21 protein-coding genes are annotated in these 25,082 nt (G+C 30.2%); 12 read left to right on the top strand and 9 right to left on the bottom strand.

Annotation, left to right across the window (positions count from 1 at the left end; genetic code table 11):
* Window positions 1-45: 45 nt before the first annotated feature.
* Together C4S75_RS08255 and rseP are read right to left on the bottom strand one after the other, a co-directional pair.
* Complete coding sequence (locus C4S75_RS08255) at window positions 46-1,284, bottom strand: OmpA family protein (protein ID WP_158254238.1); 1,239 nt, start codon at window positions 1,282-1,284, stop codon at window positions 46-48.
* A gap of 556 nt (window positions 1,285-1,840) precedes the next feature.
* Window positions 1,841-3,169: an RIP metalloprotease RseP gene (gene rseP / locus C4S75_RS08250; RefSeq protein WP_105297821.1), complete on the bottom strand. Its 1,329-nt coding sequence runs from the start codon at window positions 3,167-3,169 to the stop codon at window positions 1,841-1,843.
* Between the two features lie 110 nt (window positions 3,170-3,279).
* Between rseP and C4S75_RS08245 the strand changes: the two genes are divergently transcribed.
* The 4 genes from C4S75_RS08245 to obgE all read left to right on the top strand — a co-directional run bounded on the left by C4S75_RS08245 (window position 3,280) and on the right by obgE (window position 6,043).
* Window positions 3,280-3,738, top strand: a complete 459-nt coding sequence (locus C4S75_RS08245; RefSeq protein ID WP_105297820.1) for a universal stress protein — start codon at window positions 3,280-3,282, stop codon at window positions 3,736-3,738.
* Between the two features lie 103 nt (window positions 3,739-3,841).
* Window positions 3,842-4,384, top strand: coding sequence for a hypoxanthine phosphoribosyltransferase (hpt, locus tag C4S75_RS08240; protein WP_105297819.1), 543 nt, complete (start codon window positions 3,842-3,844; stop codon window positions 4,382-4,384).
* Between the two features lie 14 nt (window positions 4,385-4,398).
* Window positions 4,399-4,977: an adenylate kinase gene (locus C4S75_RS08235; RefSeq protein ID WP_105297818.1), complete on the top strand. Its 579-nt coding sequence runs from the start codon at window positions 4,399-4,401 to the stop codon at window positions 4,975-4,977.
* Between the two features lie 79 nt (window positions 4,978-5,056).
* Complete coding sequence (gene obgE / locus C4S75_RS08230; RefSeq protein WP_105297817.1) at window positions 5,057-6,043, top strand: GTPase ObgE; 987 nt, start codon at window positions 5,057-5,059, stop codon at window positions 6,041-6,043.
* A 105-nt stretch (window positions 6,044-6,148) separates the two neighbouring features.
* Here obgE and C4S75_RS08225 read toward each other — a convergent pair whose 3' ends face one another.
* On the bottom strand, window positions 6,149-7,702 hold the full coding sequence (locus C4S75_RS08225; RefSeq protein WP_105297816.1) for a Do family serine endopeptidase: 1,554 nt from the start codon (window positions 7,700-7,702) through the stop codon (window positions 6,149-6,151).
* Window positions 7,703-7,932: 230 nt separating this feature from the next.
* Between C4S75_RS08225 and pdxY the strand changes: the two genes are divergently transcribed.
* On the top strand, window positions 7,933-8,793 hold the full coding sequence (gene pdxY / locus C4S75_RS08220; protein WP_105297815.1) for a pyridoxal kinase PdxY: 861 nt from the start codon (window positions 7,933-7,935) through the stop codon (window positions 8,791-8,793).
* Window positions 8,794-8,912: 119 nt separating this feature from the next.
* Here pdxY and C4S75_RS08215 read toward each other — a convergent pair whose 3' ends face one another.
* Window positions 8,913-9,362, bottom strand: a complete 450-nt coding sequence (locus C4S75_RS08215; protein WP_105297814.1) for a MarR family winged helix-turn-helix transcriptional regulator — start codon at window positions 9,360-9,362, stop codon at window positions 8,913-8,915.
* Between the two features lie 147 nt (window positions 9,363-9,509).
* Window positions 9,510-9,722, bottom strand: coding sequence for a heavy-metal-associated domain-containing protein (locus C4S75_RS08210; protein ID WP_105297813.1), 213 nt, complete (start codon window positions 9,720-9,722; stop codon window positions 9,510-9,512).
* 257 nt (window positions 9,723-9,979) lie between these two features.
* Between C4S75_RS08210 and C4S75_RS08205 the strand changes: the two genes are divergently transcribed.
* Together C4S75_RS08205 and C4S75_RS08200 are read left to right on the top strand one after the other, a co-directional pair.
* Window positions 9,980-10,798 carry an AraC family transcriptional regulator gene (locus C4S75_RS08205; protein WP_105297812.1) on the top strand — a complete coding sequence of 273 codons (819 nt, stop codon included), beginning with the start codon at window positions 9,980-9,982 and terminating at the stop codon, window positions 10,796-10,798.
* A gap of 50 nt (window positions 10,799-10,848) precedes the next feature.
* Entirely contained in the window at window positions 10,849-11,694 is an 846-nt protein-coding gene (locus C4S75_RS08200) for a carboxymuconolactone decarboxylase family protein (RefSeq protein WP_255410612.1), read from the top strand.
* A 334-nt stretch (window positions 11,695-12,028) separates the two neighbouring features.
* Here C4S75_RS08200 and C4S75_RS08195 read toward each other — a convergent pair whose 3' ends face one another.
* Window positions 12,029-17,083: a T9SS type B sorting domain-containing protein gene (locus tag C4S75_RS08195; RefSeq protein WP_158254237.1), complete on the bottom strand. Its 5,055-nt coding sequence runs from the start codon at window positions 17,081-17,083 to the stop codon at window positions 12,029-12,031.
* A 410-nt stretch (window positions 17,084-17,493) separates the two neighbouring features.
* Here C4S75_RS08195 and C4S75_RS08190 point away from each other — a divergent pair, with 410 nt between their 5' ends.
* Window positions 17,494-18,693 carry a DegT/DnrJ/EryC1/StrS aminotransferase family protein gene (locus tag C4S75_RS08190; RefSeq protein WP_105297810.1) on the top strand — a complete coding sequence of 400 codons (1,200 nt, stop codon included), beginning with the start codon at window positions 17,494-17,496 and terminating at the stop codon, window positions 18,691-18,693.
* An 84-nt stretch (window positions 18,694-18,777) separates the two neighbouring features.
* Here the strand turns inward: C4S75_RS08190 and C4S75_RS08185 are convergent, their stop codons facing one another.
* Together C4S75_RS08185 and C4S75_RS08180 are read right to left on the bottom strand one after the other, a co-directional pair.
* Window positions 18,778-19,092 (bottom strand): hypothetical protein, encoded by a 315-nt coding sequence (locus C4S75_RS08185; protein WP_105297809.1) that lies wholly within the window; start codon window positions 19,090-19,092, stop codon window positions 18,778-18,780.
* A gap of 3 nt (window positions 19,093-19,095) precedes the next feature.
* Entirely contained in the window at window positions 19,096-20,091 is a 996-nt protein-coding gene (locus tag C4S75_RS08180) for a cation diffusion facilitator family transporter (RefSeq protein ID WP_105297808.1), read from the bottom strand.
* Between the two features lie 246 nt (window positions 20,092-20,337).
* On the opposite strand from C4S75_RS08180, the gene C4S75_RS08175 reads away from it, so the two are divergent.
* The gene (locus C4S75_RS08175) at window positions 20,338-21,684 is read left to right on the top strand and encodes an MATE family efflux transporter (protein ID WP_105297807.1); all 1,347 of its coding nucleotides are present in this window, start codon (window positions 20,338-20,340) and stop codon (window positions 21,682-21,684) included.
* Entirely contained in the window at window positions 21,681-21,968 is a 288-nt protein-coding gene (locus C4S75_RS08170; RefSeq protein WP_105297806.1) for a hypothetical protein, read from the top strand. The genes C4S75_RS08175 and C4S75_RS08170 overlap by 4 nt, the downstream gene beginning before the upstream one ends.
* Window positions 21,969-21,986: 18 nt before the next feature.
* Here C4S75_RS08170 and C4S75_RS08165 read toward each other — a convergent pair whose 3' ends face one another.
* The gene (locus tag C4S75_RS08165) at window positions 21,987-22,271 is read right to left on the bottom strand and encodes a hypothetical protein (RefSeq protein ID WP_105297805.1); all 285 of its coding nucleotides are present in this window, start codon (window positions 22,269-22,271) and stop codon (window positions 21,987-21,989) included.
* 145 nt (window positions 22,272-22,416) lie between these two features.
* Here C4S75_RS08165 and C4S75_RS08160 point away from each other — a divergent pair, with 145 nt between their 5' ends.
* Window positions 22,417-22,824, top strand: a complete 408-nt coding sequence (locus C4S75_RS08160) for a helix-turn-helix domain-containing protein (protein WP_105297804.1) — start codon at window positions 22,417-22,419, stop codon at window positions 22,822-22,824.
* A 581-nt stretch (window positions 22,825-23,405) separates the two neighbouring features.
* On the top strand, window positions 23,406-25,076 hold the full coding sequence (locus C4S75_RS08155) for a site-specific DNA-methyltransferase (RefSeq protein WP_105297803.1): 1,671 nt from the start codon (window positions 23,406-23,408) through the stop codon (window positions 25,074-25,076).
* The last annotated feature ends 6 nt before the right edge of the window (window positions 25,077-25,082 follow it).

The raw sequence follows: 25,082 nt of genomic DNA, 5'->3' as shown, positions 1-25,082 counted from the left end.
TCATTATATTACTAATGATTAGCTAAAATAAATTAAAATTAAAATCTAATTAGAATCAACTAGCGTTATTATAACTACACGGTTCCATTGATTTTTAGGATATGGTTGAACGGTATCACCTTTGCCAAAAGTAATTATGCGATTAGGTGATATACCATAATCTTTAATCAGCTTATTTTCAACCGCTTTTGCTCTCTTAATAGATAAAATTTCATTGAATTTAGGTGAGCCGGTGTTTTTGTCGGCTAATCCCACAATTTCAACTTTTAAGTCTTTATTCTTTTTTAATAAATCAGCGATATCATATATAACAGCTTCTTGTCTAGATTTTATTAAACTACTATTAATATCGAAAGGTATTGAATAAGGATTGTTTTTAATTATAAATTCTTTAGAATAAATAGTATCAGGTTTCTTATTTCTGGCAATTTCTAATTCTCTAATTAAATTTTTATTCTCCCTAGCTAATGAATCTATTTGTTTAGATAATTTGCTTAATAATATTTCATCAATGTTGTTTTCGGGTTTATTGATAATTAGTGTGTCGCAACTTATTTTATCAAATTTTTGTTTACGACTTAAACCTATAATTAATCCGACATTTATGGAACCAATACAATCCCAGTCCTGTTTTTTATATGATTTTACCCACTTTCTTTGATATTGAGCATCATTAAATTTGGATTGGACCACTTGACCGGATATGTCGAAGCTTATAGCTAATTTTTCATTAATCCTAAAAGTATTAAGCAAACCAAGAACAATAACCGGTGAATTATTGTCTATGGCATTTCTATCCGTACCAATACCGGCTCCGGCATACGTAATTAAATTATATAATCTATCATTTTTATATCCGTAAAATAAATTTGAAAAATTAAACATAGCATCAGCATGTACTGTGATATAGTATCCGCGTGACATGTGATGTATTTTACTTGGGTCAAGAGTATTTAGATCAATAGGTTCACCGTTAATATCGAACACGGGTTTACCATTAACATTAAAAGTATGTTTTTTTCCTCCCTGAAATGTCAATCTTGCACCTATAATGGGAGAAAACCATTTTCCGGTATTTAATGTAGCTGCCCAGTTAAGTCTTTCAATAAAATTAGCTTCTTTATGTTGTTTACCTCCAAAATATACACCGGTTCCGCCACCAAAATTTAAAAACCAGTTATCCCAAAAATTGTTAAAAACAATTTTTTGATTAGTCAGAGATTCCTGAGATAATAAATAAACTGAATGTAGGGATAAAAAAAGAATTAAAAATATCTTTTTCATGTAAAAAAACATAAATATTTTTCAAATATAATATTAAAGTATTTTTATAAAAAGAATTATTATAAAAATAAATTAATTTCATAATAAAGATTAATAAAAAATAAAATTTATTATTTTTTTAAATTAATAGATATAAAATAAAATTTTTGTGTTTTTTGTATGATAATTCTGTTTTATTTAATTACTTTATTAGATATATAAGCTACTACTTAATAACTAGAATAAGATTAGGAAAAAAATCGAAAAATAATTTTATCCATATTTATTGTAACATAAAATGTTTAACACTTAAAATCGAATTAAAAATTATTCTTAGATTTTAAATTTTTATTACTCTTAATATTATTGAGAAGAGAAGATTAATTTTTTATTAAAAGGATATTCACAGCTATAGATCGTGTCTAAATTTAAATAATTCAGAAAATTATTAATTAAAAAGGTTGCATTGAAAATTATGCAACCTTTATATAAGTAAAGTTTAATTAAATTTATTTTATGAATTGGAATTGTTTCAATAAAAACATGAAATATTAATATTGACGGTAAATTAAATTAATTATTTGTTTATAATACTTTGTATAATATTCCATATATCATTTCCAAATACCAAAATCATTAATCCAAGAAGGATAAATATACCCACCATTTGGACCTTTTCCATTGTCTTATCACTTAATTTACGACCGGTAATCATTTCAGCAATGGTAAATAAAGCATGACCTCCGTCTAAACCTGGAATCGGTAATAGATTTAAAAACGCAAGCCATATAGAAAACATAGCGGTAAAACTCCAAAATTGTCCCCAATCCCATTCAGGTGAAAATGCTTTATATAATCGTAAAGGACCGCTTACTTGTTTATAAGCTTCTGTTTTTGGATTAATAATAAGTTTAAATTGTTTTATTTGAACCAATAACATTTCCCAAGACAATACCGGCGCCCTTTTTAAGGCATCCATAAAATTATATTTTTTATATGCAGTTGCATTTTTTAAATTCGAAGCACTAGGAACAAAACCTAAAATGGCGCTATCAGGAACAAAAAGCTTTTCATTTATATTTTGTCCGTTTCGATATATCCCTAAAGTTACACTGTCATTTTTATGTTTAGAAAGTTCTAATCTAAATTCATCAATATACTTAATAGGTTGCTTGTTGAAACTAGTTATAACATCTCCTTTTTTAAGATATTTTGAAGCAAGTGAATTAGGTAAAATTGAATCAACATCAGCAATTATTCTCGGAGAAATAAAGCCTCTGCCTTCCTGTTTTAAAACATCCCTTTTTTCTTCAGGGAGAAGATTAAATTTAATGATTTTTCCGTCGCGCTTAACCGTTACATGATCACCGAATAAAAGAGAAACAGGTAAATAATTAAAAGTTGGAATCTCTTTATTATCTACTTCCAATATAATATCACCATCTTTAAATCCCAATTTTTTTCCTACATCAGAAAATGCATATCCGTCTTTTAATTGATCCGTATTAATAGTTTGTTCACCCGTAGTCATTAAAATTCCGGCATATATAATAATAGCCAATAGGATATTTACAAAAATTCCGGCAAGCATAATAATTAAACGTTGCCAAGCCGGTTTAGAACGAAATTCCCAAGGCTGAGGTGGACTTTTCATTTGCTCAGTATCCATGCTTTCATCAATCATGCCTGCTATTTTAACATATCCCCCTAACGGCAACCAACCAATACCATATTCAGTATCACCTATTTTCTTTTTGAATAAAGAAAACCATGGATCAAAGAATAAATAAAATTTTTCAACCTTTGTCTTAAAATATTTTGCCGCTAAAAAGTGTCCTGCTTCATGAAAGACAACTAAAATAGATAAACATAATAATAACTGGGCAATTTGGATAAATATATGCATATTCAAAATAAAACTTAGTTTGCAAAAGTAAGAAAATTTATTCTATTGAAATTTTATGATAAAAATAAAAATATTCATTAACTTTAAGCTGTATAATAAAAAATTAGGTTATGAAAACAATGATAGTCCCTGTAGATTTTTCAGCAACTACCAAATATATTTTGAAAGAAGCTGTCATCTATGCCAAAGCTACCGGAAGTAAAATGTGCCTTTTACATGTTGCCAGTTTAGATTTAGGTTTTATTATAGGGGATATCGGTTTTCAATATCTTCCGGAATTGGAAGAAGCAGGTATGAAGGAAGAAACCAGACAATTGATAGAATATGAAAAATCAATTAAAGAACAAGGCGTTGAAGTTGAAATTGTTATAAAACAAGGAACACCGGCAGATATTATATTGAAAGAAGCAGAATCCAGAAAAGCTAATCTCATCATTATGGGTTCTCATGGAAGAGGTTTACTTATGGAAGCAATCCTTGGCAGTGTTTCAAAAAACGTTATTAATAAATCTAAAGTACCCATTCTTATAGTTCCTCCCAATCAACATCAACATCATCATGGAAAATAACCTTTTATGATAGTTCATTTATCTAACATTAAAAATTATGTACTTCAAACTTTGATATTTAGTCAATATCATTATATTTGCGGCATAGTAAAGATAGTTATATATGGAAGAAATTAAGATTCTGGATAAAACTTTTACCCCTTTTATATCTTCGGAAGAAATAGACCATTCCATACAAAGGATGACCAATACTTTGTATGAAGAGTACAAAGACACCGTCCCCGTTTTTATTGGGGTACTCAACGGAGTTATTATGTTTTTCAGTGATTTTTTAAAAAATTATAAAGGCAACTGTGAAATAGGTTTCCTTCAGCTGTCTTCATACAAGGGCGGAATGCAAAGTTCAGGAACCGTTGATTTAATTGCAGATATGACTGTAGACATCACAAACCGAGATATAGTAATACTTGAGGATATTATTGATACCGGTAACACCTTAGAATACCTTTATAAATTACTAGAAGTAAAGCCGGTGAGAAGCATTAAAATTGCAACTTTGTTTTTTAAACCGGATGTTTATAAAAAGGATCTAAATATAGATTTAATAGGAATGAATATACCTAATAAATTTGTTATAGGGTATGGGTTGGATTATAATGGTTTAGGAAGGAATTTTAAGGACTTATACCAATTAAAAGGAGAATAAACAGAATTTCAAATATGAATATAATTGTTTTATTTGGCCCTCCCGGGAGTGGAAAAGGGACACAAGCAAAAATTTTAGCAGAAAAGTATAACTTAGAACACATTTCCACCGGAGACTTATTCAGATATAATATAAAGAATAATACCAAATTAGGTCAAGAGGCTCAAACCTATATAAATCATGGAAAATTAGTGCCGGATGAACTTACAACAGAAATGTTGATTGATGAACTTAAAAGAAATTCAAATAAAAAAGGGTTTATCTTAGATGGATATCCAAGAACTAAAAGCCAAGCTGAAGCCCTTGATGAATTATTGGATTCTATATTTCAAACCCAAGTTGATGTAACGTTAGCCCTTTATGTAGAAGATGAAATTCTAGTTAAAAGAATTTTAAAAAGAAGTGAAGAGAGCGGTCGTTCAGATGATGCAGATGAAAGCATAATTCGTAACAGAATTAAAGAATATTATGAAAAAACAGCCGTTGTTTCCAACTATTATAAAGAACAACATAAACTGGTTGAATTAGATGGAGAGGGAAGTATTGAAGATATAACCGCAGAACTGTCTAAAGAAATTGAAAAGTTTGTATAGAAAATACATGTAACATTTACATATAAAAGGATTGTTATGAAAAATAATAATCCTTTTTTTATAAAAAAATAAAAGATATATGCAGTCGAATTTTGTTGATTATGTTAAAATTTTTTGTAAAAGCGGACATGGAGGCGCCGGTTCTGCACACCTACACAGAGCAAAATATATTCCTAAAGGTGGCCCTGATGGTGGAGATGGAGGAAGAGGGGGACATATAATTTTACGCGGTAATGCTCAACTATGGACCCTTTTGGCTTTAAAATATTCCAAACACAATAAAGCAGAAAATGGTAAACCCGGAGGAAAACAAGAATTAACCGGAGCTAATGGAGCGGATTTATATATCGAGGTTCCCGTAGGAACTATTGCTAAAGATGAAAGCGGAACTATTGTTGGAGAAATAACTAAAGATAAAGAAGAGATAATTTTACTTGAAGGAGGAAAAGGAGGGTTAGGAAATTCACACTTTAAATCATCAACCAACCAAACTCCGCGATATGCTCAACCCGGATTGCCCGGTAAGGAAGGTAATTTTATTTTGGAATTAAAGTTATTAGGTGATGTGGGATTAGTAGGTTTTCCCAATGCAGGAAAATCAACATTGTTGTCTGCATTAACCTCTGCAAAACCGAAAATAGCCGATTATGCTTTTACCACTTTAGTACCTAATTTAGGAATCGTTAAATACAGGGATTTTCAATCATTTGTAATTGCCGATATTCCGGGTATTATTGAAGGAGCATCCGAAGGAAAAGGATTAGGATATAAATTTCTAAGACATATAGAAAGAAATTCGATTTTATTGTTTTTGATTCCGGCCGATGCAAAAGATTATTACCAAGAATATAAAATTCTGTTAAATGAGCTGAATAAATATAATCCGGAATTAAATGATAAAGATCGAGTAATTGCAATTTCGAAATCAGACTTACTGGATAAAGAATTGGAAGATGAAATAAGGAAAACTTTTCCTGAAAATTTCAAATTATTATTTATTTCTGCCGTAACCGGAGAATATTTAACTCAATTAAAAGACGAACTTTGGAAATTATTACATCAGTAATAATTGTATCATAAAAATATTATAAAAAAGAATTGCAACTTTTTAAATTTATTAAAAAGTTGCAATTCAAACTACTAATTAATTATATATCAATAACTACATTTCTTATTCCATTTTAAATCCTCTACGATAGATTCTACCATAAGGATCTACATATCTAACAGAAACCGTTCCTTTATAATTTTTTAATATTTTTTCAATGTCTTTTTCACTATTAACAGGCTTATCGTTTACTTCCATTAAGATATATCCTTCACCAATGCCTGCTAATTTCAATTTTCCGTTAGAATCAATTCTGGTTACAACAATACCGGATTCTAAACCGTAATTAACCTTTTGGTCATCAGTCAATTCTTGAAATTCAGCACCCAACTTTTCGGCGACACTTAAATCGTTTTTCGTTTTAACCGAAGTCCCCCCTTTGGCATCTTTAATTCTAACATTGAAAGATTTATACGAATCATCTCGTATAACGGTAACCTTCACTTGATCACCCGGTCTTTTCTCTCCAATAACTCCCGAAAGAGTAGGGAAGTTCTTAATATTCGTTCCGTCAATTTGCTTGATAATATCTCCTTTTTTCAAGCCGGCATCTTTTGCTCCTCCGTCATTTTGAATATCAGTGATAAGTACACCTTCTTGAGATTTATAGTTGGTTTTATTTTGAGAATTATATTGCTTAACTGCAGAATCATCACTCAAGTCAAGAGCACCAATACCCAAATAACCCCGTTGAACCAAACCGTATTTGCGAATATCTTCCACAACTTTTTTAGCTATGTTAGAAGGAACAGCAAAACTATACCCTTCAAATGTTCCGGTTCCGGAATGCGAAGCAATTGCTGTATTAATACCAATTAAATCACCATTTGCGTTTACTAAAGCACCTCCGCTATTCCCGGGATTTACTGCCGCATCGGTTTGAATAAAAGATTCAATAGGACTTCTGGAATTGGAACGCAAAAGATCTAAACTACGACCTTTGGCCGAAATGATACCCGCTGTTACTGTTGAAGTTAATCCAAATGGATTTCCTACAGCTAATACCCATTCTCCAATTCTTACATTATCGGAATTATAGAAATTTAAAAAGCTTAGCCCTTTTTCATCAATTTTTAACAGAGCAATATCGGAATTGATATCCGTTCCGACTAAAGTGGCTGTATATGTTTTTTGATTATTAAGTGTAATTTCTATTTTATCAGCTCCATCAATCACGTGGTTATTAGTAACAATATAACCATCACTAGAAATAATTACTCCCGAACCTAAACCGTTTGGAGAATCTTTTGGAGTTTGTTGTTGTCTTTGTTGCCCTTGAGAATTAAAAGGATCTCCAAAAAAGAAATCAAAAGGATCTAAGGATCTGCGTTGTTGCTGCTGCATGTAGGAAGAATAACATTTTACACTCACTACTGCATTCACGGTTTTTTCTGCTGCGATGGTTAAATCGGGAGGATTTAATCCAACTACGCTATTGGTAGAAGCTGAAGTAAAATAAGCTTTTTCGTTATGAGTAGGATTTTTAAATATTTCAAAATCATTTAAATTCGTATTTTTTGATATGGAAGCAACTGCACCTGCAGAAATCAATCCCCCTATCGCACCTACTAAAATATAAGAACCTATTTTTTTAATTTCAAACTTATTTTTTTTCATAGTACAATTTAATTTAAATAAATACTGGATTTTTTTATTTCAAAAGTAATACCAAATTTCAATTATTTTGTTGCTTTAACGGTTTTTAACAAGAAATTAATCTTCTTTTATATGGTTTATTAATTATTTCACTTTTCATATTGAGAAATGAACATACTGAACAATTCTTTATAAATTACTACTAATTGCCAATAAAGTTTATAAATTTGTAAGTAATAATTGTAAAACTAATGAAAAATATTTTATCCATCCAATCTCATGTAGTGTATGGCCACGCAGGAAACAGCGCAGCTGAATTTCCCATGCAGCGTTGCGGCGTTAGAGTATGGTCATTAAATACGGTGCAATTTTCCAATCATACACAATATGGACAATGGACGGGTGAAGTTATGACAGCCAAACATTTATTCGATATTGTTCAAGGAATTGACAACATTCATCAATTGAAAAAATGCGATGCAGTTTTAAACGGATACATTGGATCTCCCGAACAAGGAAAATCAATTTTGGAAATAGTTAAAAAGGTTAAAAATGAAAATCCAAATGCCGTTTATTTTTGTGACCCTGTTATGGGACATCCGGAAAAAGGCTGTATTGTAGCTCCCGGAGTGTCGGAATTTTTTAAAAATGAAGCGATGGGAGTAAGTGACATTATGGCACCTAACTTATTAGAGTTGGAAATTTTAACCGATCGAACCATTACTTCGGTTGCGGAAGTAGTTTCTGCAGTTGATGTAATTCACAGTAAAGGGGTAAAAACTGTATTAGTTAAACACTTAAGCAGGGCAGGCTATCGTTCAGATAAATTTGAGATGTTATTGTCTACTTCAGAAGGAAAATGGCATATATCAAGACCTTTAGTAGATTTTGGTGTTCGTCAACCGGTTGGAGTAGGGGATCTTACTTCCGGTTTATTATTGACCCATATGTTATTGGGAAAAAATTATAAAGAAGTATTAGAACATACGACTGCTGCTGTTTATGCCGTAATGCTGGAAACTCATAGACAAGGAGAATATGAATTGCAATTGGTAGCAGCACAAGATGAGATTGTAAATCCTACTCAAAAGTTTGAAGCTGTTAAATTATAATTGATAATTTAAGTAAGCTATTAATTAAAAACGCATATCTTTACGGCAAATTTTAAATTTCAAAAAGCACATTTGTGTAAAGAATAAACCTTTTATATAAAAAAGGTTATAAAGCATTTCTATATATTAGATTCATTAATATTTTTCTGGATAGTCTTAAGAATAGAAAATAAATCATTAAGTTGTTTTTCAGTTAGTCCTTTTGCAACTTCTTTTGCATATTGCTTTGCTATGTCTTTAGCATTATGTAAAAGTGTAATTCCTTGCTTAGTAATTAATATAATTTTTTTCCGACGATCTTTTTCTGCATTGACTCTGCTTACCAAATTTTTTTTTTCTAAAATATCAATGGATCGGGTGATGGCTGAATTATCTCTGTGTATTTTTTCGGATATTTTCTGCATGGATATTCCTGTAGAATGTTCCGTTAATAAATCTAAAATAATAAATTGTTCGGGAGTAATGTCTAACTTATTGGTAGAAAATTTTTTATTTAATAGATTCCTGTGCAGATTTTCAGTATAACTTAATTGATAACCGATCGAATTTTCTTTTTCAGAGTTAGTCATTGATATCCGAATTATATTTTATTTATATATAAATTTTTAAAATGCAAAGGTAATTAATATTATTATAGGATTAAAGAACAAAAAGAAGATAACAATAAAAAGAACCCTTAAAAAAATAAAGGTTCTTTTAACAATTTTATTAAAAAATTAAATTTTTTCAATGGTAAATCCGGCTTTTTTTACTGCATTGACAACCTCTTCTTCCGTAGCACCGTCTAAGTCTACAGACAAGATTTTATCCGGATTAGCTGTGTCAACTTCCCATTTTGAAATACCTTCTACTTTAGACAAAAACGGAGTTACTGCTTTTACACAACCTCCACAATCTATATTAGTTTTAAATTTTAATTCATTTTTCATATTTATTGTTCAAATTTATTTGTTATTTCAAATGTACTCTATAATTAATGAAAGTAAATTATATAATTATGGAAACTTTTTATATAAAGTATATTTGATACTAATCAATAATACAAATTTTACTGTCAACAAATTATATAATTCCATTATAGAGAAAAGGAAACTTTAGGTTTTCAAACTAGTTTCTAAATTCAGTATCAGAAATTTAAAAAATATATTTCTATTATATCACTCGCAATATATTTTATCTTTGTTAAATGTTAAAAGAATATTCAATAGCAAATATCTTAGGACTACCGAATCATTTCATTTCGTATTATGTGGGAACATTTGAAGGAACAGAAGATCCGGATATTGAATGGCCTCATCGACATTCCTTCTATTCTCTGGTTTGGTTTACTCATGGAAGCGGATTTTATGTAGTCGATTTTCAAGAATATCCCATAAAACCCAACCGTATTTTTCTTGTAAATACTAAACAGATACATAATTGGGAATATTCTTCTGACAGCAAAGGGTATATTTTGATGGTGGATGCTTGCTTGGGCTTGGAATTGGGTATTAACAATCATAGGGCATTTGTAGATGTTCCAACTTCATATTTACAAATTATGGAAAGCTGTTTTATGAACCTTATTCATGAATTTGGATTGAAAGATGATGTAGCCGATACAACTATAAAATTAGGAATTCCCTATCTCTATTCCATACTTAACAGATTGTCATTTAAAAAAGAAACAAACTTTCATCATACTCTTTTAGACGATTTAAAAATGGTAATTTTTGAAGAAAATTTTAAAACATCATCCATTGAAGATTACGCTGAAAAATTGAAAGTTACAACCCAAGAATTAAATGAAATTTGTAAACAATATAAAGGCATTTCTTCCAAACAATATATTATAGATCTTAAAATTACAGAGGCCAAACGTTTATTACTATTTAGTGAGTATAATGTAAACGAAATAGCTTATAAATTAGGGTTTGAAGATCCCTCCTATTTTTCACGTATTTTCAAAAAGAAAACAGATTTCTCTCCTTCAACCTTTTTGGAAAAGTACCGAAAACAAAAATAAAAGTCCTACCTGTAGAGTGTTGATCTACGGTATCTTTGCTTAAAAACAAAATGAAAAAATTACTTACCGTATTAATGGTATTTATATTAACATTAAATAGTTATGCACAAATGGAAAAATCAGAACGTTACCAAAAAGGTTGGGAAAAATTAAAAGAAATTGATGGAGAAGCCGGAATCAGAACTGTTGAAAGTTTAAAAGATATTTCACCGGAATTAAGTAGATTTATTATTGAATATTCATTTGGAGAAGTCTATAGTTTAAAAGCATTGGATAACAAATCAAAAGAAATAGCGGCCATATCATCACTCATGGCACAGGGAGCCATACCTCAATTAAAAGTCCATTTACATGGAGCCTTACAAGTAGGTTGTTCCATAAATGAAATAAAAGAGGTTATTTTGCAAATGTCGGTTTATTGTGGATTTCCAAAATGTATTAATGGAATGAATGCATTTAGAGAGGTCCTTAAAGAAAGAAAAGAAAAAGGAATCAAAGATGAAGAAGGTAAAAAGGCTTCTAAAAATGAGACAGATCGATATAAGTTAGGAGCTCATTATTTAGCCATATTGAAGAAAGAACAAGAAGATATTCTGAAAAAGGCGTATCAAGATATTTCACCGGAGTTGGTTAATTTTGTTATTGAATATGGATATGGAGATATTTTTTCAAGAGATAATTTAGATAAAAAATATAGACAAATTGCCACCATAGCAGCTTTAGCAACATTAGGAAATGCACAATCTCAATTAAATTTTCATATAAAAGGAGCATTGAATATAGGTTTAACTCCTGATCAAATCAAAGAAGTAATGCTACTTATGACAGTCTATGCAGGATTTCCTGCTTCTATAAACGGAATAAATATTCTTAAAGAAGTTGTTTATAACAAATAAGAATACACTTTAAATGCTATATTTTATTAATTACACACACCAAGTCTTAAAAATTTAAATGAAAATAGTTTAAATTTTAATCTTAAAACCGCTAAGCCTTCTGATTGTATAATACTTTCAGAACGGCTTACTTTTAAATTACCAATTCAAAAATTTTTATAATCCCCTCGAATCTAAACTTTATATTCCTTACTCTTCTTAATAAAAATTATATAAATATAGTCGGAGTTAAATTATAAAAAATACAGACATATAATCGCTGCTCAAAAAATTGAATACGTATATGCCTGTACGTGTTTTAAAGATAAAAATTTATATGAGAACTATTTATTCATTAATCAACGTGATTATTATGATTTCTTACAACAATCCATCCGGTAAATTGTCTTCCGTCAGCAATATCAATTACATACCAATAGGAAGTAGTAGGTAATGGTCTGCCCAAATAATATCCATTCCATACAAAGCATGAATTAGAACTTTGTGAAAATACAACTTTACCATATCTGTCAAAAATTTTGATATGAGAAGGAAGTGAGTCGAAATTTTCCAAGCCGCATAATCTCCATGCATCATTAAGATTGTCTCCATTGGGAGTTATCACATTATTTATCTTAAATAAAACTCCTTTCTTTTCGGGAGAATAACAACCGTTTGCCAATGATCTTACATAGAAAGTATATATCCCCGGTTTTAGATTATAAAATGTATTATGGGATTGCCAATTTTTATTATCCATTGAATATTCCAAAGGAGCATCCCCCTCGGCAATTACCGTTATATAATCATTACCTTCCTTTAAATCTGTAATTCTTGTTTTAGCATATTCGGTTACATGAGTGGTATAAGTATACTTACAACCGTTTTTACCGGTAATGGTAACCGTATAAATACCTGCTTTATATATGGTTATTGTATGTTTATCGTATCCTTTTACTCCGGTATTCCATTCGTAAAAATCCCCAGGATTTTTTGTATCCGCTATTAGTTCAAGAGTTCCATTCGGACATATTTTTAGGTTCTTTTGTAATGTACTTACAGGAACCGGTAAAACCTTAAGATTTATTACACTAAGAGCCGGACAGTAATCGGGAGATGAAACTCGGATGTATACTTGGTCCTTAAAAGGTACAATATTTTTATAATTATATGGATCTACAATAGGATTGGTTTGGTTTTTAGCATCGTTTAAAGTGCTGAAATATTCAAAAGTGGCCTTTGGATCTTTGGTTATGGATGAGTTCATGGTTGTGATATTAAAAAATGTTAACCCATCAAAGTCATCATCACAGCTTTTAATTTCCATGGATTGAGTCGATACCTTAATTTTATCTTTTGTGTACAAGGTTACTGTTCTGATTGAACTGCACCCGTATTTATTGGTAGCTTTCAATACTATTTTTTCATTAAAGCTTTTTACTGTGTATTGATGTATATTTTTGATCTTATTGATGTCTTTAACAGCATCTTCTTGGGAATTATAATAGGAAAATGTATACCCGTCGGGGTTAAATATAACGGTATAGCGAAGATCATCTAAATCTACTTTATATATATCGTCAAAATCTGTATCACAAACTAAATATTTAGCATTAATAAGTTTAGGAAGAGGTTCTAAATTAACTTCTAGATATCTAACCGTATAACAACCGGTAGAAGGATTATCCATCCGTACCCATACATAATATTTTGCTAAGGTAACAGAATAATGTTCAGGATTTTTTATGAGCGTATGGCTGTCTCTATTATTAGCTCCTTCCTCGGTTTTGTAATAATTAATAGTTAAATTTTGGCCCGAGGTAATTAAAACTTCAGATATATAGTTGGTTAAATTAACATATTCTTGCATGTCTGATCCCTCATCGCAAATATGTATTTGTTTACTTTGAGCTAACACTTTTTCTGCACTTTTGAATGTGAGTTTTGCAATGGAAAAACATCCTGAAGAATTAGTAATTCTTACATAAATGGTAGTAGGGAATGGTTGAATGACGTATTCTTTTGTATTGTAAATACTATATTTATCATAATATGCATTATCATAGGAAGTATAATATGAGTATTGATAATTTGATGGAGAAGTTTTAACTAAATCTTCTTCATATAAGGTTAAATCTACTATTTCCGTATCGTCTGCATTATTGTCACATATTTCAACAGTTTTATCTTTAACTAAAGGTGAAGATTGTAACGAAAAACCTAATTTTTGAATGATCTGGCATTCCTTTCCTGAAGAGATTTTAACATATAGTTGCGTTGAATTTTTTATGGTATGTTTTATAATAGTATTAATGTTGTTTAATGCATCTTGTTCATTTAAATAATAGGAGAAAGTAAAACTTTGCGGATTGGTAACTATATGAGAGTTTAATTCACTTAAAATTATTTCTTCCGCATTATCATTACTAAAATCACAGATATCCAAGTTATATTTTATAACAATAGGAAAAGGATTTAGTTTTATTTTTAAAGGCTTTATTTCACAACATTTTGATTTTTTATTGGTAAAACGAATATATAGTGTAGTAGTGTTGTATAAAGCGAATGTAGCAGGATCTAAAATTTTTTCATTATTGTTTTGATTTTGAGCTCCTTCTGCCGTTAAATAAAACTCTACGGAAATTTCTTTCGTATCTACTCCGCTTTCTTCAATCACCGGAATTAAATTTACTATTTTGTTATGGCTATTGTCTGTATCACAAACCTCAATAGTTTTTAAATCAGGAACTGTTACCGATTCCAATAAACGTATTTCTACAGGAATAATACTTGGACAACTTTTCTCATAATTAGTTCTAACATATACTTTATTATTATTTATACTTATAGGATAGGGTTCTATAGCAGAAATCGGATTTAATTCTTTGAAAGCATCGTGTTCAGACTTGTAAAATTGAACAGAACTGTAATCGGTTAAGCCTAAAAAATTGATTAAATCGTTCAAATAATAAATTTCATTTCCATCATTGTTTATATCACATATAGAAATATTTCGTACATCTGCTACTTCCAATGATTTTAAATAGAGATTAATCATATAGAAATATTTGCATCCATCATCAACGTTAACTTTGACATAAATGGTTTTAGGTCCTGTGATGATAGTTTCAGTTACCGGATTAATTTCATTGTTATAGTCATCCAATGTCTCATAAAATGCGATTGAAGATGGTGGATATCCGGCAAGAAAAATAGGTCTTAACGTATTTAGGTTAAAATTAACTTTACCTGAATTATTAATATCGCAAACATTATAAGATGGTCTTTTTTCAATTTTATCTCTAATCTCCAATTTTATTTCTCGAATAAAATCACATTTGATCTTTTTATCATAAAAACGAACATAAATAATTGAAAATGGATAATTAACTTTAAAATTTTCTAAATCAGTAATTAGCAGCATATTGTCTTTATCTACAGCTCCTTGCCAGGTAGTGTACATTCCATAAAGCTCTATATCGTGTTCTTTTTTCATTAAATAATAATAGTCTAAAAGATTCACCTTTATATCCTGGGAATTATCATCACACACGTATTTATGTAAGTTTTCTACTAAAGAATTTTTAAAAGTAAAAGTTAACGATGATATAGAAGGGCAATACCCCGGACTTGAAATGGTTATAAAAATTTTCTCTCCATTGGTCACATAATAATTATTAGGATTTACTATAGGATTTATATTTTGTAAAGCATCAGATTCTGAAGTAAAATAAGTAAAAGTAAGATTATCATATCCCGTAATCGAGGCTTCATAGGATCTCAAATTATAAATTTCTCGTCCTTTTAAATCTTCGTTACAAAGTATAATTTCTTGAGGTTTGGAAACAATCGTTTTTTGAAATTTGAAAGTTACAGGAATGATAGAAAAGCAATCTTCAAAGTCTTTATTACTTGCTTTTGCATAAATGGTCACCGCAGAAGAAAGCGAAAGAGTACTAATAGGATGATTTCCGTTTAATGCATTAGTATAGGAATCGTAAAAATCGAGATTCATCCATTCTTCATATCCATTTATTTGATTCGTATAATTGTTTAAATATATTATTTCAGAATCCCGGTCACCATTACTGCAAATAATAATAGGTTCCATTTCTTTTAGGCCGGGTTTTCTTTTCATGTGAATAGTAATCACCGAAGTCGAATAACAATCTTTACCCTTTGAAGCTCGTAAATAAAAAGAATTTGAATTAGAAGTAATCGGATAGGAATTTAAACCCGTCAAAGGATTTTGTCCTGAATGGGCATCTTCTATATTCTGATGTAAAGTGGTAATGACATCGGGAGTAGATTCAGAAGCTTCTTTCATCAATTCTTCTAAATTGATAACTTCATTTGGAGTTTTACCTTCAAAACATTTATTTACCTGTATGTCTTTCACTTTTGGAAAGTCAGAGGAGAAAATAATTCGGAATTCATCATTGAGGGTAACCGGAGTACAACCGGCATAGGATACGTTCACATAATAAGTTGTTGAACTTTTCGGATTAACTTCCGATGAAGGAATAACGGTTTGATCGGCATCTTTCCATTCAACTTTAGGAACAGTAGGAGTACCTTGCGGAGCAAATCTCCATGCTTCATGATAGGCTTCCCAGATTCCTGTATTTCTTTGATCGGGTGAAATTCCTTCAGATCCATCGGAATTAGTGATTCCGATAAGTGCTCTTTTTTCATTTCCTATTTCACAAGTTAACGGTTTTTCTTTTACATAGACTTCGATAACATTAGTAGTTTCATAAAGTATTATTTGCACGGTCGATTTTGAGTCTTCGCAACCAAAATGATTCATATTATAATAATTTATGATTGTTTTTCGGAAAGGAATCATCCCTGTTGTATACATGGTAATTTTACCGCAATCACGAGTACAACCAAACACATCACTATCATTGGTCATATCATGATATGCCCCGAATATGGTATTATGCATTAAATTTGGGTCGGGGATAGATCCTGCAATGGCATAAGGACATTCTGTTCCCGCATATTGGGTATCAAAACAGATAACTCCGTTATCACCTAAAATAATAGAGTTAAAAGTATTACCGTAAAAGCAGAAATTAAAAGGGAGTTCTTGCGCGTTGCTCCATTTATCATCACTGTCGATGATAACTTCTTGACCTTCAGAAAACGTTCCCACCGGATTAAAAGGAATAGAGCTTACAGCATAGGAAGATGTGTTTTTTAGTTCCGGATATTCAGCCTTCAGTAAAATTTTATGGTTTTCATTGAATTTGTAATTACAATCAATGGTAACAGGACTTTTCAGGTTATTATGATCTTTTATCGTCACCGAAGGGGTTGTCATAATTTGGGCAGGAATTGAATTAAAAATCCCTAAGAATAATAATAATAAAATGAAAAAACGGTATGGAGCCTGTGTGCTCATGTATTTTTTTAATGTTAATGTTAGTTTAACAAAGTTAACAATTATTAACATTTAATTTTATATAATTTTAAATATTTTTTCAAATAAAATAAATTATTATGAATAAAAATTGATAATATTTAAATATTTAATAAATTTTATGCAATAAAATTAGATATTTTATAATTTAATAAAATGAGTTAATATAATAGTTGGTATTTTTTATTTCTAATAGGGAAAATATAAAAGCTTGATTACTGTTTTTTACCTTTATAAACGGGAGTTCAGCTCCTAAATTTGTAAAAAATCTCTAATGAAATAGTTCAGGTATTAACTTTTTTTTATTTGTTTTTATAAAGATTCTTTTCAGTCAATTTGTTACCTTTGTTTAACATTTTTAACAAAAAAAATAATATAAAAATAGTTTTATTATGCCAGGATATGAGCTTTGGGGTGAAGAAGAAAAAAAACACCTGAACGATGTTATTGAAAGTGGTATTCTTATGCGTTATAACTTTGAATCCGCAAGGAATAATCATTGGAAGGCAAAAGAGTTTGAACAGGCCATTCAAAAAAGAATGCATGTAAGCCATGCACAACTTACCAGTAGTGGTACAACTGCTTTATTAACGGCTTTGAATGCTGCAGGAGTTGGGGCGGGAGATGAAGTGATACTTCCTACCTTTACCTTTGTGGCCAGTTTCGAGGCAGTTTTAAGCGTGGGAGCCATTCCTGTTTTGGTTGACATTGACGACACATTAACCTTAGACCCCAAAGCTGTAGAAAAAGCCATATCTTCACGAACCAAAGTAATTATGCCCGTACATATGTGTGGAGCTATGGCAGATATTTCCGCTTTGAAAGAATTGGCAAAAAAATATAAATTATTATTAATTGAAGATGCATGTCAAGCATTTGGAGGTACTTATAGGGGTAAATATTTGGGAACTATAGGAGACTTAGGATGCTTTTCATTTGACTTTGTTAAAACCGTAACTTGTGGAGAAGGAGGAGCCGTAGTAACCAATAAGGAAGAGTACTATGTACATGCCGATCAATATACTGATCACGGACATGATCATATCGGAAATAATAGAGGCGCGGAAAATCATCCGTATTTAGGATTAAATTACAGAATTTCTGAGTTACACGCCGCTGTAGGTCTTGCTCAATTTGAAAAATTAGATCAAATACTTTCCATACAACGTAAAAATAAAAAAGTATTGAAAGATGCGTTGAAGGAAGTAGAGGGTGTTAATTTCAGACGAGTACCGGATGAAGCGGGAGATAATGCTTCTTTTTTAAGTATATTTTTACCAAACCAAGAATTAGCAAAAAAAGTTTCGCTTGAATTAAGCAGCAAAGGTATAGGCAATGCTTATTGGTATGATAACAATTGGCATTATATCAGAAAATGGGATCATTTGAAATTACTGAAATCGTTAGTCCCTCTTTATAAAGAGCACAAAGAATTGTTACCAAATTATGCCAATGCAGATTATTCACAATCAGATGATATTATCAGCAAAACGGTAACCATTCCTATTTCCTTATTGTGGAATGATGAAGAATTAGCTAAAAAAGCAGAAATTATAAAGTCTGCCGTTTCAAGTGTTTTAACGAAAAAATAAATTTAGATTATATTCTATAAATAGAAAAGCTGCTTTCTGATCAGGAAGCATCTTTTTATTTTAGTGAAATTTTAATTGTTAGATCTATTGAGAAATTTCATTCGTTAAAGCTTTGCTTCTATAAAAGCCCAAAATAATAAATATAACGCCAAAGAAAACCATTTTAAATAAGGAGAAAGAATAATTTTTCCACATTAAGTTGATCCAATTTGAAAAAGGAATTTCTCCTGAGAATAAGAATTTAGAAGTATAATGATTATCTACAAAACAATGAAGTATAAAATCTACCAACACCATTACGAGAGAAAATACTAAAGTAAAGATAATGATATATCCAATTTTTCCTAAAGACTTAAAAATAGTTTCTTCAATACGTAAATAATTTTTTTTCTTACTCATATTTTATTTATCTAATTTATGGCGTTTGTCAATCTCAATAATTTCTTTTGTCCACAAAACCTCTTTATCAAAAAGATATTTACGATACGGGCAATTGGTTTTTGTACAAATTTTGCATGAAATAGATTCACAGCAATCATCAACGTGAACAAACATTTCAAAACTGTTGCCAAAGTTATCAATAATTATCTTTTTAAGCGCATCTAATTCTTTATGAGCTTCCCTCACATTAAAATACCAGGGCAAGGTTAAATGACAATCCAGATGTAAGCTGCTTCCATATTTTATAAACCGTACATTATGAATGTCAATCCAATTTGGATTTCTGTTCTTATTTAAAGTCTCAACTAATTGAACAATCAATTCTTCGTCGGCTTCATCCATAATTCCCGCATAGGATTTACGAATAATTTTAACCCCGGTAAAAATAATAATCAAAGCAAAAATCAAGGCTATCACGCTATCCATCCAGTATATTTTAAAAAAATACATGACAAAAAGACCCAGTACAAGTCCTAAGGTGGAATACGTATCTGATTTTAAATGCTCTCCTCCCGAAATTAAAGCGAGAGATTTATTTTTCTTACCTTTTTTAATGGCGGCAACTCCCATTATATAGTTCACCAGTCCGGTCACGGCAATTAAAAAAATTCCAAAGTCCAGCTTGCGTATTTCATGAACGTTGAAAATATTAAGTACCGATTCGTAAATAATTAGCACACCGGCTACGGTAATAAGGCTTCCTTCAATCCCGGCCGAAATAAATTCAATTTTACCGTGTCCGTAGGGATGGTCTCTGTCTTTGGGTTTGGAAGATAGGTAAAGGCTGTATAGTGAAAATAATCCGGCAGCAACATTAATAATACTTTCTAACGTATCAGTTAAAATCGCTATGGAATGGGTAAGCTGCCAGGCAATAACTTTAATAATAAATAAAGCCGTTCCGACAATAACCACAATTTTCTGAAAAAAATAATTTTCTTTTGCAGGGGTATTCATGTATTAGTGTATTACATTAATAATGGCAAATGCCTGGCAATGCAAAGGTACATCTTTTGTTTCATTAATACTGATATTATTCTTGAAATTTTAAAAGTTGACTTCTATATAATACAAAATGCCATTGATACAATAGATTTTATTCTATAAAATGAAAATATTTTGGATTTTTAGTATAAAGATTCAGAAAGCTCGGTAATTGAATTTCTGTTAATTCACTATCTTTGCAGGCTCTAATAAAATCAAATGGATTTAAAAGGACATTTTAAAGCAAATATTAAATTAGCATTACCTGTTGTAATTACTCAATTGGGACAAGTTTCCGTGAATTTTATTGATATTATTATTATAGCGAATTTGGGAGAAAGAGCCGTGGCATCATCCTCATTGGCAACCAGTTTGTTTTTCATTTTCTTGGTGTTCCTGTTAGGGTTTTCCTATTCCATGTCGCCTCTTATATCTTCAGCCGTTGCCAATGGAAACACAGACCGAGTGAAAAAAATATTCACTCACGGAATGGTTTTGAATGTATCTTTGGCCTTAGGGGTCATTCTTTTACTTGAGTTGTGCTCTCCTTTGATGTACAAAGCAGGACAAGATGTATCCGTAATTCCCGACGCAATTACTTTCCTCAATATAAGCGCATGGAGTTTATTACCTTTAATGATTTTTCAATCTTACAGACAATTTTCTGAAGGTATCTCCATGACTATTTTAGTTACCATCGCAACCATTATATCTAATATTGTAAATGTAATCTTGAATTTCGGATTGATTTACGGATATTGGGGATTGCCGGAAATGGGATTGCAAGGTTCTGCAACGGCAACCTTAATAGCGCGTATTTTAATGATGTGTATTATTATAGTGGTTTTATATACCAACAAAAAATCATTATTTTATTTAAAAGGAGTAAAATGGAAAAATTTTCAAGCGGCCTATTTTCGTAAGCTTATTTCCATAGGGTTGCCTTCTTCATTACAGTCTTTATTTGAAATAAGTTCGTTTGCCCTTGCTGCATTTATTGCAGGAATGCACAGCTATTTAGATACTTCTGCCCATTCGGTAACATCCAATTTGGCCTCTATAACCTTTCAAGTTTGTACCGGTTTTGGTGTGGCAGCAACCGTTAGAGTAGCCGGATATTATGGTGTTAAGAATATGGCGGATCTAAAAAAAGCAGGGATGGCAAATATTTATTTGGTTGTCGGTTTTATGACGATATGCGGTATACTTTTTATCATTTTTAAAGATCAACTTCCGTTAATATTTTTTGATAAAAGTAAAACCGAAGTTATTGCTATTGCTTCACGATTAGTGATTTTAACGGCTTTGTTCCAAATTTTTGACGGTATACAAGTGGTGAGCTTAGGTTGTTTACGAGCCATGAGAGATGTGAAAATTCCGACCCTAATTTGTTTTATAGCGTATATTATCTTAGCTATTCCCATAGGATACTATTTATGCATCCAACAAAAATTGGGAGCCGTGGGAACCTGGATCGGTTTGTGTATCGGATTAGGATTTGCTGCCGTTATGTTGTTATGGCGTTTTCATATTCTTACGAAAGATAAAAAGAATTTTAACCATTGATTTTACTTTATTTAGAAAATAGTTCTAAATTACTTTCTGTTAAAAGGGAAGAGGCTTTACCTGCATTAAAATCGCAAGTACTCGAAATTTTTTCTAAAATAAATTCGATTGAAAATGCCGTTTTAGGTTTGTTTGTAGATGCTTCAATGGAGATTAGAATTCAATCGTACAATAAATATATTTGGAAAGTTGAGGTCATGGATTTGCTTAACTATAAAATGTTTTTGTATTATTATTCAACCCAAAGGGTTCAACAACTAATTCAAGATATTTTTAAAGTATAATTACATATTTAAATTTCGTTAGTCTTCGACCAATACCCTATCTAAAAATTCAAATTCGAGATGTGGAAGAAGTTTTTTTATTAATTCCAAAAGGTTGTAAATATCAATCCGTATTTCTTCTTCTTCCTTTGAACCTTGATTTTCCAAAGAAAACAAATGCGTTTGACAAATATTTAGCATTGAAAGAATAGTAAACCCTAAATGTTTATAACTTCCGATACCTGCATATTCACTGTATTTAGCGTGATCTTTTTTTAATTCATTGATTAAATCTTGTATGTGTTTATAAGGCTTGTGTTTCATATTTTAATTATATTTATACAAGCAAAGTAACGACACCTAGATAAGATAAATAATTATAAAATGTTAATTCGCACAACCAGCGAAGAATATCTTATTTAATTCGTATAATTTTATATTTTTGTAAACAGATAAAACGAAACAAACCATGAATGCTGATATTAGCTCTAAAAAAGTACATCACGGAAGAAACATAAAGAGATTGCGCGAAATGTTAGGCGTTAAACAAGATGCTTTAGCCGTTGAATTACATATAACACAAGCAGGAGTATCTAAATTGGAAGCCAAAGAAGAAATTGAAAAAGAAACTCTTGAAAAAATCGCTCAAATTCTTAAAATTCCCGTAGAGGCGATTGAAAATTTCAATGATGAAGGCGCTTTGAATTTTATTGCAAATACAATTGAAAGTTTTCATTATAAATGTACATTTAATCCTATTGAAAAAATCATTGAACTGTATATCGAAAAAGAAGATCTTTACAAAGAAAAACAAGAACTCTATGAACGTATGATTCAAGAAAAAAATGAATTGATTGAGAGATTATTGAATAAATAGTTTGTTTTAGGCTGCTAAAATAATCAAGATATTGGTTTATTATTAATCCATTCATTAATAAAAAAAACATATAATATATATTGACTGGATAAGCAATATTTGTTTCTTATAATAAGTTAATGAATTTTTTTAATTATTAATTTTTACAAAATTTATTCTGAAAGTTATTGTTAAACAGAATACTATATATTTGTTAAATTGTTTACTTTTATTTCCTAAAATAATTTAAATAATTGAATTTCCATTCTATTTTTTTTTCATTTAACATAGTTAAATATTTTGTTTATTCTCTTTATAAAACCTTCTTTACTTTTATCTTTTATAGTTATACTAACGGATAATTTTCCAAATTTTTGCTCATTGATATAATATTTTAGATTAAAAATAAGATAAATAACTAACTCTAATCAAAAAATTAGAAATATTTTATATACCAATATTTGCAGTAATTTATTTCATATACATTAAATAAGAAATAAAAATCGATTAAAAAATAAAAATTTATATAATAAATTTGTTAATTTATATTGTATACTAAAGTATATATTTTTTATCTTTGCTCTAGATAAAAAATTAGATAAATGCCTTCACTTCACTGGATAGGAAAAGAGAAAGTAATTAATCATCATCAGGAAGTACCTTTTAGGATACTGGAAAAGCAATATACCTATACAAACGGTACACAAACAGAAGAGAAAGAAAAAACCAGCGAAAATAAAATTATACACGGCGATAACCTCGAAGCCTTAAAAAGTTTACTGCCAGAGTACGAAGGGAAAATAAAATGTATTTATATAGATCCTCCTTATAACACAGGAAACGAAGGCTGGGTATATAACGACAACGTAAACGATCCTAAAATAAAAAAATGGTTGGGGCAGGTAGTAGGTAAGGAAAGCGAAGACTTAAGCCGGCACGATAAGTGGCTCTGCATGATGTATCCCCGGTTGAAACTATTACATAAATTATTAGCTAACGATGGGGCTATTTTTATTTCTATTGACGATAACGAACAGGCAAACCTAAAATTAATCTGTGATGAAATTTTTGGAAAGAATAATTATTTAGGATTAATTACACGTAAGCAAAGTAGTGGCTCAAAAAATGATACAGGAAATAATAAAATTATAACAACTACAGATTATATTTTACCTTATAAAAAAAATAATTTTACATTTAGATCTTATCAAATTAAAAATAGTAAAAAATTTAAATTAAAAGATAGTATTGGATTTTACAGTATTCGTGCTCTAGAAATGCAAGGGGGAGATGATACATTAGTAAAAAGAAGTAAGATGGGGTATTCTATTTATTATAATGAAGAATACAATAAAATAGACTTAAAATTTGACTATAACTTGGAAAGAAGTACTGTTTATGAGAATGAAGATTTAGAATTAATAGCAAAAGGATATAAATGTTATAGACCTAGAAAAAGAGGTAATGAATATGGGAGATGGAGATGGGGTTATGATACTTTTATTGAAAGATTTAGGAGTAATTTAGTTCATTTTGAAAAAAAAAGAGTGTATATGAAAGAACGAGAGTTAGATTTTGTAAACAAATACCCAGAGGCACTACTCGAAGAATTTTTAAATACTCAAGGTACTAATGAATTAAAAGATATTTTTAAACAGAAATTATTTGATTTTCCTAAGCCATCAGAATTAATAAAATTTATACTTACTGTATCAACAGATAAAAATTCCATTATTTTAGACTCCTTTGCAGGTTCAGGAACCACGGCTCATGCCGTTTTAAATCTCAATAAACAAGACGGAGGTAACCGCAAGTTTATTTTGGTAGAAATGGAAAACTATGCAGAAAGTATTACTGCCGAAAGGGTAAAACGGGTAATTTCCGGTTATGGTGAAGGAAATAAAGCGGTGGAGGGCACCGAAGGAGATTTTTCTTATTACGAACTAGGTAAACCGCTGTTCTTAGAAGAAAATATATTAAATGAAGAAGTAGGAGAAGATAAAATCAGGGAATATATTTGGTATTCCGAGGTGAAAACTCCTTACCAAAAACAGGAAGAAAACTATCTGTTAGGAAAACAATACCAAACGGCGTATTATTTTTATTACGATAAAGAAAAGCTTACCACATTGGATGAGAACTTTTTGCGCACCCTGAAAACGAAGGCAGAACAATATATTATTTATGCAGATAACTGCTTACTCGATGCCGATTTTATGAACAAACATTCCCTTATATTTAAAAAAATACCCCGGGATATTACCCGTTTTTAAGGATAA

The organism is Apibacter sp. wkB309 (assembly GCF_002964915.1).
Lineage (GTDB): Bacteria > Bacteroidota > Bacteroidia > Flavobacteriales > Weeksellaceae > Apibacter.
Note: the sequence above shows the minus strand (reverse complement) of the source record. Positions and strands in the feature narration are given on the sequence as shown.

Excerpts from the sequence above, each read along its gene's own strand:
- C4S75_RS08255 (WP_158254238.1), bottom strand. The coding sequence starts at position 1,284 with ATGAAAAAGATATTTTTAATTCTTTTTTTATCCCTACATTCAGTTTAT.
- rseP (WP_105297821.1), bottom strand. The coding sequence starts at position 3,169 with ATGCATATATTTATCCAAATTGCCCAGTTATTATTATGTTTATCTATT.
- C4S75_RS08245 (WP_105297820.1), top strand. The coding sequence starts at position 3,280 with ATGAAAACAATGATAGTCCCTGTAGATTTTTCAGCAACTACCAAATAT.
- hpt (WP_105297819.1), top strand. The coding sequence starts at position 3,842 with ATGGAAGAAATTAAGATTCTGGATAAAACTTTTACCCCTTTTATATCT.
- C4S75_RS08235 (WP_105297818.1), top strand. The coding sequence starts at position 4,399 with ATGAATATAATTGTTTTATTTGGCCCTCCCGGGAGTGGAAAAGGGACA.
- obgE (WP_105297817.1), top strand. The coding sequence starts at position 5,057 with ATGCAGTCGAATTTTGTTGATTATGTTAAAATTTTTTGTAAAAGCGGA.
- C4S75_RS08225 (WP_105297816.1), bottom strand. The coding sequence starts at position 7,702 with ATGAAAAAAAATAAGTTTGAAATTAAAAAAATAGGTTCTTATATTTTA.
- pdxY (WP_105297815.1), top strand. The coding sequence starts at position 7,933 with ATGAAAAATATTTTATCCATCCAATCTCATGTAGTGTATGGCCACGCA.
- C4S75_RS08215 (WP_105297814.1), bottom strand. The coding sequence starts at position 9,362 with ATGACTAACTCTGAAAAAGAAAATTCGATCGGTTATCAATTAAGTTAT.
- C4S75_RS08210 (WP_105297813.1), bottom strand. The coding sequence starts at position 9,722 with ATGAAAAATGAATTAAAATTTAAAACTAATATAGATTGTGGAGGTTGT.
- C4S75_RS08205 (WP_105297812.1), top strand. The coding sequence starts at position 9,980 with ATGTTAAAAGAATATTCAATAGCAAATATCTTAGGACTACCGAATCAT.
- C4S75_RS08200 (WP_255410612.1), top strand. The coding sequence starts at position 10,849 with ATGAAAAAATTACTTACCGTATTAATGGTATTTATATTAACATTAAAT.
- C4S75_RS08195 (WP_158254237.1), bottom strand. The coding sequence starts at position 17,083 with ATGAGCACACAGGCTCCATACCGTTTTTTCATTTTATTATTATTATTC.
- C4S75_RS08190 (WP_105297810.1), top strand. The coding sequence starts at position 17,494 with ATGCCAGGATATGAGCTTTGGGGTGAAGAAGAAAAAAAACACCTGAAC.
- C4S75_RS08185 (WP_105297809.1), bottom strand. The coding sequence starts at position 19,092 with ATGAGTAAGAAAAAAAATTATTTACGTATTGAAGAAACTATTTTTAAG.
- C4S75_RS08180 (WP_105297808.1), bottom strand. The coding sequence starts at position 20,091 with ATGAATACCCCTGCAAAAGAAAATTATTTTTTTCAGAAAATTGTGGTT.
- C4S75_RS08175 (WP_105297807.1), top strand. The coding sequence starts at position 20,338 with ATGGATTTAAAAGGACATTTTAAAGCAAATATTAAATTAGCATTACCT.
- C4S75_RS08165 (WP_105297805.1), bottom strand. The coding sequence starts at position 22,271 with ATGAAACACAAGCCTTATAAACACATACAAGATTTAATCAATGAATTA.
- C4S75_RS08160 (WP_105297804.1), top strand. The coding sequence starts at position 22,417 with ATGAATGCTGATATTAGCTCTAAAAAAGTACATCACGGAAGAAACATA.
- C4S75_RS08155 (WP_105297803.1), top strand. The coding sequence starts at position 23,406 with ATGCCTTCACTTCACTGGATAGGAAAAGAGAAAGTAATTAATCATCAT.